The sequence below is a fragment of the Amycolatopsis sp. NPDC059657 genome (assembly GCF_042734395.1).
GTDB lineage: Bacteria > Actinomycetota > Actinomycetes > Mycobacteriales > Pseudonocardiaceae > Amycolatopsis.
The window spans coordinates 1-12,960 of the sequence record NZ_JBHWEB010000094.1; the positions used below are offsets into that span (position 1 = coordinate 1).

Consider the following 12,960-nt stretch of genomic DNA (forward strand, 5'->3'; position numbering starts at 1 on the left):
CCCGTCGAGTTCGAGACCCTGTACAAGTCAGGCGACCTGATCAGCCTGGTCGCCTGACCCCAACAACGAGTCTCTACCGAACCCGGGGCGGTTCAGTGGGACACGGCGTACCCGAACGTTCGCCCGTCACCGCCCAACCTCACCCGGCGTAGGCATGCCGCGTCCCACATCGGGGCACCTTGCGCCGACCGTTCCGGCACCTCGTGTTCCACATTCGGCGACGTGTGCCGACTCCTCGGGTACGTGTGCCGACTCCTCGGGTACGTGTGCCGACTTCCCAGGTGCGCGTGCCGACTCACTGGGTGCGCGTGCCGACTTCTCGGGTGGGCTGGCCGGGACAGAGGCAAGGGGTGTTCGCCGGTGGGAGCGGCGAACACCCCTTGGGTTCCCCTTCGCGGGTTGGTCTTGCGGGGACGTGCTTGCCCGGCCGTGGTTACCGGGCCCGTTTGCCTGGCTTGGCTTACTGGGCCGCGCGGGTGACGACCGCGTTGCCGGAGCCCGTGCGGGCCCGGACCTTCAGCGTGACCGCGCCCGCCGGGGCCGAGCCGGCGACGTCGATCTCGCTGGAGACCTGGCCTGCGCTGGAGGTCAGGTCGATCTCGGCCGCGACGCCACCGCGGATGCCGACGCGGACCTCGCCCGAGCCGGTGATCAGCTCCAGCGAACCCGAGGCGGCTTCGGCGACCGAGAGATCCCCGCTGCCGCTGCGAGCCATGACGTCGCCCGCGACCGCGCCGAGCCAGACGTCGCCGGTGCCCGTGGCGAGCGTCGCGGAGCCTGCCAGTGATGAGGCCTCCACATCGCCACTGCCCGTGCGCAGCTGCAGGCCGGACAAGGCAGGGCCGAGCTTGATGTTGCCGGTGCCGGTGCGGATGATCGCCGAGCCGTCGGCGCGCTCGACCGAGACCTCACCAGAGCCGGTGAGAATGTCGGCCCTGCCCGCCGCGCCGGTGACCTTCACCTCGGCCGCGCCCGCGCGGACCTCGAGGTGCGAGCCCGCCGGCGCGTGGACGGTCACCGAGAGCGGGACGTTCCGGAGCGCCCATGCCTTGGGGCCGTGGACGACGAACCGGTTGCCGACCAGCTCGACGCGGGTCTGCCGGATCGCCTCGACGGGTGAACTCTCCGTGTCGGCCCCGAACTGGCCGCCGAAACGTTCGCCGACCCAGCTGAGCAGGTTCGACATGTTGTCCAGCCACGGTTCGCGGACCGTCGGGTCGTGGCGGATCTCCGCTCGCGCCACCGAGCCGCCGAGCACGATCTCGACACGGCCCAGCGTGACGCTCACGTCCAGCTCGATCGGCCCTTCGACCTCGAACTCCTCCGTACGCGGCAACACAGTTTCCTCGGTCATGATCGCCCCTCAGCCCTCTACCCAGCCGTGCAGCCGGGAGTCGGATCGCTTGCCCTTGTCTTGGTGCCGCTGGTGACCGCCGGACTTGCCGAGCGCCCCCTGCACGGCCTGCGACACGAACGTGTTCAGTGACACGCCCTGCGCCTGCGCCGCCTTCTCGGCCTGACCCTTGATCTGCTCGACGAGCCGGAGCGTGATGCGCGTGATGTCACCGCCGTCGATCGGCGGGAGCGACTCGCGTGGTGTCTCGGCGGCTGGCTCGTCGGCGGCGGCGCCACCGGTCACCACCACCCGGACGTCACGCCCGTCGAGACGCACCTCGACGACGTGGTCGGGCAGGCTCGCCGTGACCTCCGCCGCCAGGTCCGCCAGCGCGTTCATCAGCGCGAGCCGCACCGATGGCTCGATCGCGGCGGACAGCAGAGCCGCCGTGCGCCGCGTCTGGTCGTCTCCGGCCGAGGCCGTCGCGGCCAGGTCCTCGCGGAGGTTCGTGATGTACGGGCTCAGGTCCATGACACCACTATGACGTCACTGCTGACGTCAGTCAAGGAGCCCATGGTGTCACGGTGACGCCACCCGTCCCGGCGGTTACGCTGCCTTCGACGTGGATCGAGTAGGGAGTCGAAGTGGCCGAGACGGTGTCACCGAAGGTGCAGTTGATCGCGAAGACGGAGTTCTTCGAACCGGAGGACGTGCCGTGGACGACTGACGCGGACGGCGGCGAGGCGCTCGCCGAATTCGCGGGCCGGGCCTGCTACCAGTCGTGGAAGAAGCCGAACCCCAGGACCGCCACGAACGCCGGCTACATCGACCACATCATCGAGGTCGGCCACCTCTCGGTGCTCGAACACGGCTCGGTTTCCTTCTACATCACCGGAATCTCCCGCTCGCTCACGCATGAGCTGATCCGCCACCGCCACTTCTCGTACTCGCAGCTCTCGCAGCGGTACGTCCCCGAGCGCGACGCCGCGTTCGTCGAGCCGGACATCATCGCGAGCGACCCGGTGCTGCACGAGAAGTTCCTCGCCGCCGCGCAGGCCAGCCAGGACGCCTACACCGAGCTGCTCGCCGGGCTCGAGGAGAAGTTCGCCGACGCGCCCAGCGCCACCCTGCGCCGCAAGCAGGCCCGCCAGGCCGCGCGCGCCGTGCTGCCCAACGCGACCGAGACCCGCATCGTGGTCACCGGCAACTACCGCGCCTGGCGGCACTTCGTCGCCATGCGCGCGACCGAGCACGCCGACGTCGAGATCCGCGCCCTGGCCATCGAATGCCTGCGCCAGCTGCACAAGGTCGCGGGCAACGTCTTCGCGGACTTCACCATCTCGACCCTGCCAGACGGCACCGAGGTCGCGTCCAGCCCGAAGGTGCTCGAAGGCTGATGCGCCGACTCGCGATTGACGTCCAGCCGGGGGAGTACGCCGTCGCCAAGCTGGCGGCCGACGCCCCGGTCCCGCCCGGCCTGCTCGACAAGACCGATCCCGCGGTCCTCGTCTCGATCACCAGGACACCGCAAGAGCTTTCGGTGATCTGCCCCGCCGCGCTCGCGCCCGCCGCGCAGGAGGTCGAGGACGGCTGGCGGCTGCTGACCGTCCGCGGCCCGCTGGCGTTCAACCTGACCGGCATCATCGCGGCGCTCGCCGGCGAGCTCGCGGCCGCCGGGGTGGCCTTGTTCTCGATCTCCACATTCGACACCGACCACGTCCTCGTCCGCGGTCCGGAGCTGGTCACCGCCGTCGCCGCGCTCCGCGCTTCCGGCCACGAAGTCACGCTCGACGTTTAAACCACGCGCCCGCTGTCGACACCTCCACATGTCGACAGCGGGCTCGGGTGCGCAGGGTCACCCTTGTCGGCGAATGTTCGGCATGCCTAAACTTCAATTTAGGTTTCCCGACAACCCCGAAGGTGGCCTCGATGGCAGTGGCGGAAGCCGCGCGGCGGCCGAAGCTCGTCCGCTGGCTCAGTGGGTCGACCCTGCTCGGCCCGGCGTTCGTCGCCGCGATCGCGTACGTCGACCCCGGCAATGTGGCGTCCAACATCAGCGCGGGCGCCCGCTTCGGTTACCTGCTCGTCTGGGTCATCGTCGCGGCGAACCTGATGGCCATGCTCATCCAGTTCCTCTCCGCCAAGCTAGGCCTGGTCACCGGCCTTTCACTGCCCGAGGCACTGCGTGAGCGGATGCCGCGCGGCGGTCGGCTCGCCTACTGGGCGCAGGCCGAGGTCGTCGCCATCGCCACCGACATGGCCGAGGTCGTCGGCGGCGCGATCGCGCTGAACCTGCTGTTCGACCTGCCGTTGCTGCTCGGCGGCGTGATCACCGGCGCGGTCTCGCTGGGCATGCTGCTGGTGCAGGACCGTTCCGGCCAGCGCGCGTTCGAGCGGGTGATCACCGGTCTGCTGCTGGTCATCGCGGTGGGCTTCCTGGCGAGCCTGTTCGTCGAGCCGCCGTCGGCGTCCGGGATCGCGGGTGGCCTGGTGCCGAGGTTCGACGGCGCCGACAGCATCCTCATCGCGGCCGCCATGCTCGGCGCGACGGTCATGCCGCACGTCGTCTACCTGCACTCCGCGCTGGCCAGGGACCGTCACGGTCACCCGACCGGCGCCCAGCGCCGCCGGCTGCTCACCGCCACCAAGGTGGACGTCGGCGTCGCGATGCTGCTCGCCGGCGCGGTCAACCTCGGCATGCTGCTGCTCGCCGCGACCAACCTGCAAGGCCAGGAAGGCGTCGACTCGATCGAAGGCGCGCACGCGGCCGTCTCGCAGGCGCTCGGCCCCGGTGTCGCGCTGCTGCTCGCGATCGGCCTGCTCGCGTCCGGTCTCGCGTCCACTTCGGTCGGTGCGTACGCGGGCGCGATGATCATGCAAGGCCTGCTGCGCAAGCGGATCCCGTTGGTGCTGCGCCGGTTGGTCACGCTGGCGCCCGCGTTGGTCGTGCTGGCGCTCGGCGTCGACCCGAGCCAGGCGCTCGTCGTTTCTCAAGTCGTCCTGTCTTTCGGTATCCCGTTCGCGCTGGCTCCGCTTATCAAGCTCACCAGCAACCCGGACGTGATGGGCGCCGACGTCAACCATCGCGCCACGACGCTGGCCGGCTGGGGCGTCACGGCGGTGATCGTCACGCTGAACCTGGTGCTGATCTACCTCACCTTCGCGAGCTGAAACACGAACGAAACGTAGGGCCTCTATCGTCATCGACGTACGGAACGTTGACGAGAGGCTCGGATGTCCAACGAAACACTGGATGAGGTCGACCTTCGGCTGCTCCAGGCACTGCAAGCCGACGGCCGGGCCACGCACGCCGCGCTCGGCAAGGCGGTCGGGCTGACCGGCCCGTCGGTGTACGCCCGGATCAAGCGGCTCGAACGGGCGGGCGTCATCCGCGGTTACACGACGATCGTCGACGCGGGCGCACTCGGCCAGGATCTCGTCGCCTACCTCAGGATCGGCACCAAAGCCGGGCCTGACGAAGCCGGCCCGTTCGAGGAGTTCGTCAACGCCGAACCCCGGATACTCGAATGCCACGACGTCGACGGTGAGGACAGCTACGTCGTCAAGGTCAGAGTCGGTTCGCCGCAGGAACTTCGCGCGCTGCTCGCCCAGGTCCGCGCGCTGCCGGACGTGTACCGCACGGTCACCTCGATCGCGCTCGAAACGATCAAGGAGATCCGGGGTGGCGGCCACCTCGCGGTCCCGGTCGCCCCCGAGGACGACTGATGGGCGAGATCCTCTGGCTCGGCCTGCTGCTCGGCGGGGGAGCGGCGCTCTCGGTCGGCCCGATCTTCGTCACGATCCTGCAGGAGGCGGCGACCCGCGGCTTCGGCGCGGCGTTCCGGGTGATCCTCGGCTCGGCGGTCGCCGACCTGATACTGCTGATTCCCGCGCTGGCCTTCGCCTGGGTGATCACCGCGATCGCCGGTGCTTCACTCTGGGTCGGCATCGCGGGCGCGATCTTCTTCCTTTTCCTTGCGGGACAAGCGATCCGCGACGCACGCAGGCTCTGGCGGCACGGCGAACCGGAAGCCGCGAGCGGCTGGGCGTTCTGGAAAGGCGTCGTCGCGAACCTGGCGAACCCGCTCACGTGGACGTTCTGGCTCGCCACCGGGACGCCGACCATGCTGCGCGCGCACGAGCTCGGCGGCTGGCCGGGTCTCGTCGTGTTCACTGTGGTCTGGTTCGTTGTCGCATCAGGACTCGAAGCGGTCGTCGCGTTGGTCGTTGCCCGATCGGGCAAGCGGTTCGGTGGTCGCGGACAAGCCATGCTGACAGCGTTGTCTGCTGTGCTTTTCGTCTCGCTGGCAGGCGTTTTATTGGCACGTGACGTGTTCGCCTGATTTCCAAAAGTCTTGCGGCTACGATCTCCGCCCGTGACCCACGAGCAGACCCACACCCAGCCAGCGCAGCAGCCGCGCCTGCTCGCCGGCCGCTACGTGATCCTGAACGAACTCGGCCGGGGCGGCATGGGTGTGGTCTGGCGGGGGCAGGACCAGGTGATCGGCCGCCAGGTGGCGATCAAGGAACTGCACCTGCCCGACGGCGGGCCCGGCGCCGACGCCTTCGGTGAGCGCGTGATGCGGGAGGTCCGCACCGGCGGCAAGCTCAACGATCCCGCCGTCGTCACCGTCTACGACGTGCTCAGCGACAACGGCACCACGTACATCGTGATGGAGCTGGTCGAGGCGCCGACGCTCGCGGACGTCGTGCGCCAGTACGGGCCATTGCCCGCGCAGCAGGTCGCGGCCATCGGCGAGCAGGTGCTGTCGGCGCTCACCGCGGCGCACCAGGCGGGCATCGTGCACCGGGATGTCAAGCCCGGCAACATCATGGTCGCCTCGAACGGCCGTGTGAAGCTCGCCGACTTCGGCATCGCGCAGGCCATCGACGACCCGCGCATCACCACCAGCGGCATGGTGGTCGGCTCGCCGGCGTTCATGTCGCCGGAACGGGTCAACGGCGCCGACGCCATGCCCGAGTCCGACCTCTGGGCGCTCGGCGCGACGCTGTTCTTCGCGGCCGAGGGCACGGTCGCGTTCGAGCGGCCGACGACCGCGGCGACCCTGCACGCGATCATGACCGAGATCCCGTACCTCACCAGGGCGCAGGGCCCGCTGGCGTCGGCGATCATGGGCCTGCTCATCGGCAGCCCGGAGGCCAGGCTCAAGCCGCAGCAGGCCAAGGCACTGCTCGCGATGGCGACCTCCGGCAGCGCGCAGGTGACCTCTCCGGTCCTCTCCGGACGGACGACCGTCGCGCCCGCGCTCGCGGCGAAACCCAAGCGGGGCCTGTGGCTTTCGCTGGTCGCGGTCGCCGCCGTGGTGGCGCTGGTGGCCGGGCTCTTCGCGGGCAAGCTCATCTGGAGCCCGTCGGCCAGCGCGGCGATGCTGCCGACGATGACCTATGGCTCTGGCGGCGAGCTGCTCGAGTTCGAGCAGGACGACGGCTTCGACTGCTACAGCACCCCGATCGCGGCGGGCTACCGGATCAACTCCGACGCCAAGGTCGACTGCGAGAAGGTCCACCAGTTCCAGATCTTCGACGCCCACAAGATGCTGGAGACCGGCAGTTACACCGACGACAAGCTCCCGTACGCCGGTTATCCCGACCTGGCGGTGCTCAAGGCCGCTGCCGAGACCCGCTGCACGATGGCGTTCCAGTCCGAGGCGGTGATCGCCGACCAGCGGCCGAGCCTGCAGTTCCGCGCGCTGGTGCCCACCCAGGCGGAGTGGCAGCGTGATCCCGGCAAGGGCAAGGAGCGGACCAGGCTCGCGGTCTGCGTGCTGACCAAAAAGGACGGAAGCCAGCTCGACGGCGACATTGTGCGCAAACTCAAGTAGCTGGAACGGAGACTTTCCGGCAAGGTGAGTCCCGCGCCGGTAAATCTTCTGGACCTGCGAGGAAAGCCAGGTCGTCACCGGGATCGTCGGTGCGAGGAGGTAACGTCTTTGTCATGTCCACTCCACCCACCGCAGCCCCCGGCAGACCGTTCGGGCGCGTGCTCACCGCGATGGTCACCCCGTTCGACGCCGACGGCGCGCTGGACCTGAAGCGTGCCCAGGAGCTCGCTTCGCGCCTGGTGGACCTGGGAAACGACGGTCTCGTGGTCAACGGGACCACCGGCGAGAGCCCGACGACCAGTGACGCCGAGAAGTCCGAGCTGATCCGCGCGGTCGTCGAGGCGGTCGGCGATCGCGCCGCGGTCATCTCCGGCGCCGGCACCTATGACACCGCACACAGCATCCAGCTTTCGCAGCAGGCCGAGGCGGCCGGCGCGCACGGGCTGCTGATCGTCACCCCGTACTACTCGCGGCCCACCCAGGCCGGGCTGCACGCGCACTTCACGGCGATCGCGGACTCCACCGGCCTGCCGGTGATGCTGTACGACATCCCGCCGCGCTCCATCGTGCCGATCGAGGTCGACACCCTGCTCCGGCTCGCCGAGCACCCGCGCATCGTGGCCGTCAAGGACGCCAAGGGCGACCTGCTGGCGGGCAGCGAGGTCATCGCGAACACCGAGCTCGCCTACTACTCCGGCGACGACGCGCTGAACCTGCCGTGGCTCTCCGTCGGCGCGGTCGGCGTGGCCAGCGTCATCGGCCACGTGGTGGCGGGCCGGATCCGCAAGATGATCGAGGCCTACGAGAACGGCGACGTCTCGACCGCGCGCACCAACCACCGGGGCATGCTGCCGGTGTACCGGGCCATGTCGCGCGTCGGCGGGGTCGCGTTCGCCAAGGCCGCGCTGCGCCTGCGCGGGTTCGACGTCGGCGATCCGAGGCTGCCGATCGTGGCGCCGAGCGCCGAGCAGCTCGAGGCGGTCAGGGCCGATCTGAGCCAGGCGGGGGTCCCACTCGAAGGTGCGACCGCCTCGGACTGGAACACTGAGCGGGTAGCCCGCACGGATTCGGCGGCGGCTTATGTCGCCCCGACCACTCACACCAGCGTAGGGACCATTCCTAGGTGACCTCCTTCTCCACCGGCCCCGGGCCGACCAACGCTCCGCCAGCACTCCCGGAAGGCGGCCTGCGCGTTGTCGCGCTCGGCGGCATCGGGGAGGTAGGCCGCAACATGACCGTCTTCGAGTTCGGCGGCAGGCTGCTGATCGTCGACTGCGGCGTGTTGTTCCCCGAGGACGACCAGCCGGGCGTCGATCTGATCCTGCCGGACTTCCGCGCCATCGAAGACCGGCTCGACGAGATCGACGCGCTCGTGCTGACCCACGGCCACGAGGACCACATCGGCGCGGTGCCGTTCCTCCTGCGCCTGCGGCCCGACCTGCCGATCTACGGGTCGAAGTTCACCCTCGCGCTGCTCGCGGCCAAGGCCAAGGAGCACCGGCAGAAGCCGAAGCTGATCGAGGTCAAGGAGGGTGAGCGGCGCAAGATGGGGCCGTTCGACTGCGAGTTCTTCGCGGTCAACCACTCCATTCCGGACGCGCTGGCGGTCGCCATCCGCACTCCGGCGGGCGTCGTGCTGCACACCGGTGACATCAAGCTCGACCAGCTGCCGCTCGACGGCAGGCTCACCGACCTCGCCGGGTTCTCGCGGCTCGGCGACGAGGGCGTCGACCTCTTCTGCGTCGACTCGACCAACGCCGAGGTGCCGGGGTTCGTCATGCCCGAGCGCGACATCGGCCCGGTGCTCGACGACGTGATCCGCCGCGTCGACCAGCGCGTGATCGTGGCCTGTTTCGCGAGCCACGTGCACCGCGTGCAGCAGGTGCTCGACGTCGCGCAGCGGCATGGCCGCCGCGTCGCGTTCGTCGGCCGCTCGATGGTCCGCAACATGGGCATCGCCGCCGACCTCAAGCTGCTGAACATCCCCGAGGGGCTGCTCGTCGATCTCGACCAGGCCAGCAACCTGCCGGAGAGCAAGGTCCTGTTCGTCTCGACCGGTTCGCAGGGTGAGCCGCTGTCCGCGCTGTCGCGGATGGCGCGCGGCGAGCACCGGCAGATCTCGATCCGCGCCGGCGACACCGTCGTGCTGGCGAGCTCGATGATCCCCGGCAACGAGACGGCCGTGTTCGGTGTCGTGAACGGTCTCGTCCGGCTCGGCGCGAACGTGGTGCACCAGGGCAACGCCAAGGTCCATGTCTCCGGGCACGCGTCAGCGGGCGAGCTGCTGTACCTGTACAACGCCGTCCGCCCGAGCAATGTCATGCCGGTGCACGGCGAGTGGAAGCACCTGCGTGCCAACGGCGAGCTGGCCGTGCGCACCGGGGTCGCCCCGGACAATGTGGTCATCGCCGAGGACGGCGTGGTCGTCGACCTGGTCGACGGCAAGGCCACCCGCACCGGGCGGGTCGAGGTCGGACACGTCTATGTGGACGGCCTGTCCGTCGGCGACGTCGGCGAGTCGACCCTGTCCGACCGGCTCGTGCTGGGCGAGGGCGGGTTCATCTCGATCACCATCGCGGTCGACTCCAGCACCGGCCGCCCGGTCACCGCGCCGACGATTTCCGGGCGCGGCTTCTCCGATGACCCGAAAGCGCTCGACGCCGTGGTTCCATTGGTGGAAATGGAGTTAGCCCGTACAGAAGCCGAAGGAATCACCGATACGCACCGCATCGCGCAGGCCGTTCGCCGGGTCGTCGGCCGCTGGGTCGCCGACACCTATCGCCGCCGCCCGATGATCGTGCCCACGGTTATCCCGGTCTGAGGCACTTTCTTACCGGATCAGCCCGTCTGCTGCCCCATCGGGCAAGCTGACGGGCTGATCCCTTTTTGTCCGGAGAATGCCACCATTCTCAACCGGTCAGCACTAGGAGCCGACTCGATTATTGACTAACCTGACTCCATCAGTCGGCCCGCGGGGCGGGGTCGGACCGATCGGCAGAAAGGCTGCGCCGGTGGGGCGACACTCGACCATCAAGTCTCGAAGACGGGTATTCGTTCCCCTCGTCGTGCTCGGTGTGGTGATCGTGGTCGGTGCCGTCTCTTTTGGAGTGATTCAACTCGTCCACGCCAACACCTCGTGTGAGACGCAGGCCAAAGTGGTGATGGCCGCTTCCCCCGATATCGCGCCCGCGCTTTCGGATGTGGTCAGGGGCGTGCACCAGGATTGCGTGCAGATAGAGGTCCAGCCGCGTGATTCCGCGCAAGTGGCGGAAAGCCTGGCGATCTCCGACGGCTCGGTCAAACCACAGGTCTGGGTTCCCAGTTCCACCTTGGCGTTGCAGCGCGCGCGTCAGCTCGGCGCCACGCAGGTGCCCGAGTCCGGTGCGTCGGTCGCGAGCTCGCCGGTGGTGCTCGGGATCGCGCAGGAGATCGCGGCCGGGCTCGGCTGGCCTGAGAAAACCCTCACCTGGGCTGACGTGCTCGGCGTGAGTGACGGCACGGTCATTCCCGGAATGCCGGACCCGGCAAGGAATCCGGTCGGGGTGTCGGCGCTGTTCGGCCTGCGGGACGTCACGAAGGGCAAGCCGGACGCTGGGCCCGCGTTCGCGTCGCTGCTGCGGCGGTTCTCGGCCAACACGACCGCGACCGAGGCGGAGCTGTTCACCCGGCTGCCCGGCGCCGATCTGGCGGTGCAGTCGGTGACCACGTTCCCGACGTCGGAAAACGCGATACTGCGGCACAATGTCGAGAAGCCGGAGGCGCCGCTCGTCTCGGTCTATTCGCCCGCTTCGCCTTCGCTCGATTACCCGTTCGCGGTGCTCGCGGGTGCGGAACCGGCGCAGGCCAAGGCGATCGAGCCGGTGCTGCAGGCGTTGCTCTCCCAGCCCGGTGCGGTGGCGGTCGCGGACGCGGGCCTGCGCGCCGCCGGCGGCCAGGCTTTGCGCGCGGCCACGGACAATCGCGTGACGGGACGGGGTCTGCAGACCGCGCGAATGCCGTCGCGGGCCGAAGTGGACCAGATATTGAACCAGTGGGCCGGGGTCAACCTGAGCGCGCGGGTCCAGGTGCTCATCGACGTCTCCGGCTCGATGACCGCTTTGGTGCCCGGCACGGAAAAGACCCGGATGCAGGCGACGCTCGAAGCGGCGGAGAAAGGCCTGCGGCTGTTCAAACCCACCAGCCAGGTGCGTGTACTGACGTTCTCCACCAAGCTCGACGGCGACAAGGACTATCGCGAAGTGCTGCCCATGGCGCCCGTCGGGCAGCAGCTCACCCCCGGCCCGCTCGAGAAGCTTCGCGGCATCAAGGCCACTCCGGACGGCCAAACCGGGCTCTATGACAGTGTTTTGGACGCGTACAAGGTGGCGCGGCGCGAATGGGAGCCGGGCAGGCTGAACATCGTCATCGTGATGACCGACGGCAAGAACTCCGATCCCGGCGGGCTCACCCGCGAGCAGCTGCTCGCCGAACTCGGCAAGCTGCAGGATCTGCGGCGGCCGATTCCGATCATCGGGATCGGCATCGGCCCGGACATCGACGCGGCCGAGTTGCAGGAGATCACCAAGCCGACCGGCGGCCAGGCGTTCACCACGCCCGACCCCGGCAAGATCTCCGACGTGTTCTTCGGCGCGCTGAGCAAGCTCACCGGCGCCTGATCACCTGGTATATCCCCAGTACCGCGGCCAGGCTGAGCAGGCTGAGGTACAGCTGCGAGCGGGCGTCCTCGACGAACAGCATCGAGACGACCACGAGCAGCGTGCCCGCGATGATCGCGTAAACGAACAACGCGACGGCGCCCGCCGAGTTGATGATGAAGTAGAAGATCCGGTCGGGGAGACGTAGCTCATGATCACGGCCACGTAGCCGACCGAGGTGGACAGCAGGATCGCCTTCCACGGCACGCCGCGCGCGTTCGTGTCGGCGACCCAGCGCGGGGCCCAGCCGCGGGCGTTTCAACGCGAAGAGCATGCGGGAAGCCGTGTACAGCCCCGAATTCAGCACCGAGAGCGCGGCGGTGAGCACGACCGCGCTGACGATCGTCTCGGCCGCCGGGATACCGAACTTGCCGAAGGTGGCGGCGAACGGGCTCGTCTCGGTCGGCACATCGCGCCACGGGATGATCATCACGATCAGCGCGATCGACCCGGCGTAGAACAGGATCACCCGCCAGACGGTGGTCGCGGTGGCCTGCTGCACGGCCTTCTCCGGCTCGCTCGACTCCGCGGCCGCGACGGTGACGATCTCGGCGCCGAAGTACGAGAAGATCACGATCACCACGCCGTGGATGACGGAGAACGCGCCATTGGCGACGAAGCCGTCCTGCGTGATGTTGCCGACCGAGAGGTGGGCGCCAGGCCAGAGCCCGAGCACGAACAGGCAGCCCAGCACCATGAACACGACGATCGTGGTGACCTTGATCGACGCCAGCCAGAACTCGGTCTCGCCGAACGAGCGCGCGGACAGCAGGTTCGTGACGGTCAACAGGAGCATCAACGCGAGCGAGAACACCCACTGCGGAACCGAAGGCACCCATTTCTCAAGGATCTTGGCGCCCGCTACGGCTTCGAAAGCGACCACACCGACCCAGAAGTACCAATACAGCCAGCCGATCGTGAAGCCCGCCTAGCCGCCGAGCGCCTCGCGCGCGTAACTCCATAAAGGACCCGAGCGCCGGCGACGCGGTGGCCATCTCGCCGAGCATCCGCATGACGAGCACGACCAGCAGTCCGCCGAGCGCGTAGGAGAGCACGGCGGCGGGCCCGACGGTGTGGATCACCGCAC

At 68.9% G+C, this 12,960-nt stretch carries 13 protein-coding genes; 9 read left to right on the plus strand and 4 right to left on the minus strand.

Going from position 1 to position 12,960, the window contains the following annotated elements:
* Positions 1–460: 460 nt before the first annotated feature.
* Entirely contained in the window at positions 461–1,354 is an 894-nt protein-coding gene (locus tag ACFV15_RS35660; protein WP_378356192.1) for a DUF4097 domain-containing protein, read from the minus strand.
* A 9-nt stretch (positions 1,355–1,363) separates the two neighbouring features.
* Complete coding sequence (locus tag ACFV15_RS35665) at positions 1,364–1,867, minus strand: toxin-antitoxin system HicB family antitoxin (RefSeq protein WP_378356194.1); 504 nt, start codon at positions 1,865–1,867, stop codon at positions 1,364–1,366.
* A 113-nt stretch (positions 1,868–1,980) separates the two neighbouring features.
* Here ACFV15_RS35665 and thyX point away from each other — a divergent pair, with 113 nt between their 5' ends.
* The 9 genes from thyX (at position 1,981) to ACFV15_RS35710 (ending at position 11,834) form a co-directional block, all read left to right on the plus strand.
* Positions 1,981–2,733 (plus strand): FAD-dependent thymidylate synthase, encoded by a 753-nt coding sequence (gene thyX, locus ACFV15_RS35670; protein ID WP_378356196.1) that lies wholly within the window; start codon positions 1,981–1,983, stop codon positions 2,731–2,733.
* Positions 2,733–3,134 (plus strand): ACT domain-containing protein, encoded by a 402-nt coding sequence (locus ACFV15_RS35675; RefSeq protein ID WP_378356197.1) that lies wholly within the window; start codon positions 2,733–2,735, stop codon positions 3,132–3,134. Before thyX ends, ACFV15_RS35675 begins: the two co-directional genes overlap by 1 nt.
* A gap of 131 nt (positions 3,135–3,265) precedes the next feature.
* Positions 3,266–4,507, plus strand: coding sequence for an Nramp family divalent metal transporter (locus tag ACFV15_RS35680; protein WP_378356198.1), 1,242 nt, complete (start codon positions 3,266–3,268; stop codon positions 4,505–4,507).
* Between the two features lie 63 nt (positions 4,508–4,570).
* Complete coding sequence (locus ACFV15_RS35685) at positions 4,571–5,062, plus strand: Lrp/AsnC family transcriptional regulator (protein ID WP_378356200.1); 492 nt, start codon at positions 4,571–4,573, stop codon at positions 5,060–5,062.
* Positions 5,062–5,679 (plus strand): LysE family translocator, encoded by a 618-nt coding sequence (locus ACFV15_RS35690; RefSeq protein WP_378356202.1) that lies wholly within the window; start codon positions 5,062–5,064, stop codon positions 5,677–5,679. The genes ACFV15_RS35685 and ACFV15_RS35690 overlap by 1 nt, the downstream gene beginning before the upstream one ends.
* A 33-nt stretch (positions 5,680–5,712) precedes the next feature.
* Positions 5,713–7,179: a serine/threonine-protein kinase gene (locus ACFV15_RS35695; RefSeq protein WP_378356204.1), complete on the plus strand. Its 1,467-nt coding sequence runs from the start codon at positions 5,713–5,715 to the stop codon at positions 7,177–7,179.
* A gap of 113 nt (positions 7,180–7,292) precedes the next feature.
* Positions 7,293–8,306: a 4-hydroxy-tetrahydrodipicolinate synthase gene (dapA, locus tag ACFV15_RS35700; protein WP_378356206.1), complete on the plus strand. Its 1,014-nt coding sequence runs from the start codon at positions 7,293–7,295 to the stop codon at positions 8,304–8,306.
* Between the two features lie 59 nt (positions 8,307–8,365).
* On the plus strand, positions 8,366–10,000 hold the full coding sequence (locus ACFV15_RS35705) for a ribonuclease J (protein ID WP_378356255.1): 1,635 nt from the start codon (positions 8,366–8,368) through the stop codon (positions 9,998–10,000).
* Between the two features lie 286 nt (positions 10,001–10,286).
* On the plus strand, positions 10,287–11,834 hold the full coding sequence (locus ACFV15_RS35710; RefSeq protein ID WP_378356207.1) for a VWA domain-containing protein: 1,548 nt from the start codon (positions 10,287–10,289) through the stop codon (positions 11,832–11,834).
* On the opposite strand, the gene ACFV15_RS35715 is transcribed toward ACFV15_RS35710, so the two are convergent.
* The gene (locus ACFV15_RS35715; protein WP_378356209.1) at positions 11,821–12,756 is read right to left on the minus strand and encodes an amino acid permease; all 936 of its coding nucleotides are present in this window, start codon (positions 12,754–12,756) and stop codon (positions 11,821–11,823) included. The two genes, ACFV15_RS35710 and ACFV15_RS35715, sit on opposite strands and share 14 nt — an antisense overlap.
* On the minus strand, positions 12,716–12,955 hold the full coding sequence (locus ACFV15_RS35720; RefSeq protein ID WP_378356210.1) for a hypothetical protein: 240 nt from the start codon (positions 12,953–12,955) through the stop codon (positions 12,716–12,718). The genes ACFV15_RS35715 and ACFV15_RS35720 overlap by 41 nt, the downstream gene beginning before the upstream one ends.
* Positions 12,956–12,960: the final 5 nt, after the last annotated feature.

What these genes read in the sequence shown, in the direction of transcription:
- ACFV15_RS35660 (WP_378356192.1), bottom strand. Translation starts at nt 1,354, where the DNA reads ATGACCGAGGAAACTGTGTTGCCGCGTACGGAGGAGTTCGAGGTCGAA.
- ACFV15_RS35665 (WP_378356194.1), bottom strand. Translation starts at nt 1,867, where the DNA reads ATGGACCTGAGCCCGTACATCACGAACCTCCGCGAGGACCTGGCCGCG.
- ACFV15_RS35675 (WP_378356197.1), top strand. Translation starts at nt 2,733, where the DNA reads ATGCGCCGACTCGCGATTGACGTCCAGCCGGGGGAGTACGCCGTCGCC.
- ACFV15_RS35680 (WP_378356198.1), top strand. Translation starts at nt 3,266, where the DNA reads ATGGCAGTGGCGGAAGCCGCGCGGCGGCCGAAGCTCGTCCGCTGGCTC.
- ACFV15_RS35685 (WP_378356200.1), top strand. Translation starts at nt 4,571, where the DNA reads ATGTCCAACGAAACACTGGATGAGGTCGACCTTCGGCTGCTCCAGGCA.
- ACFV15_RS35690 (WP_378356202.1), top strand. Translation starts at nt 5,062, where the DNA reads ATGGGCGAGATCCTCTGGCTCGGCCTGCTGCTCGGCGGGGGAGCGGCG.
- dapA (WP_378356206.1), top strand. Translation starts at nt 7,293, where the DNA reads ATGTCCACTCCACCCACCGCAGCCCCCGGCAGACCGTTCGGGCGCGTG.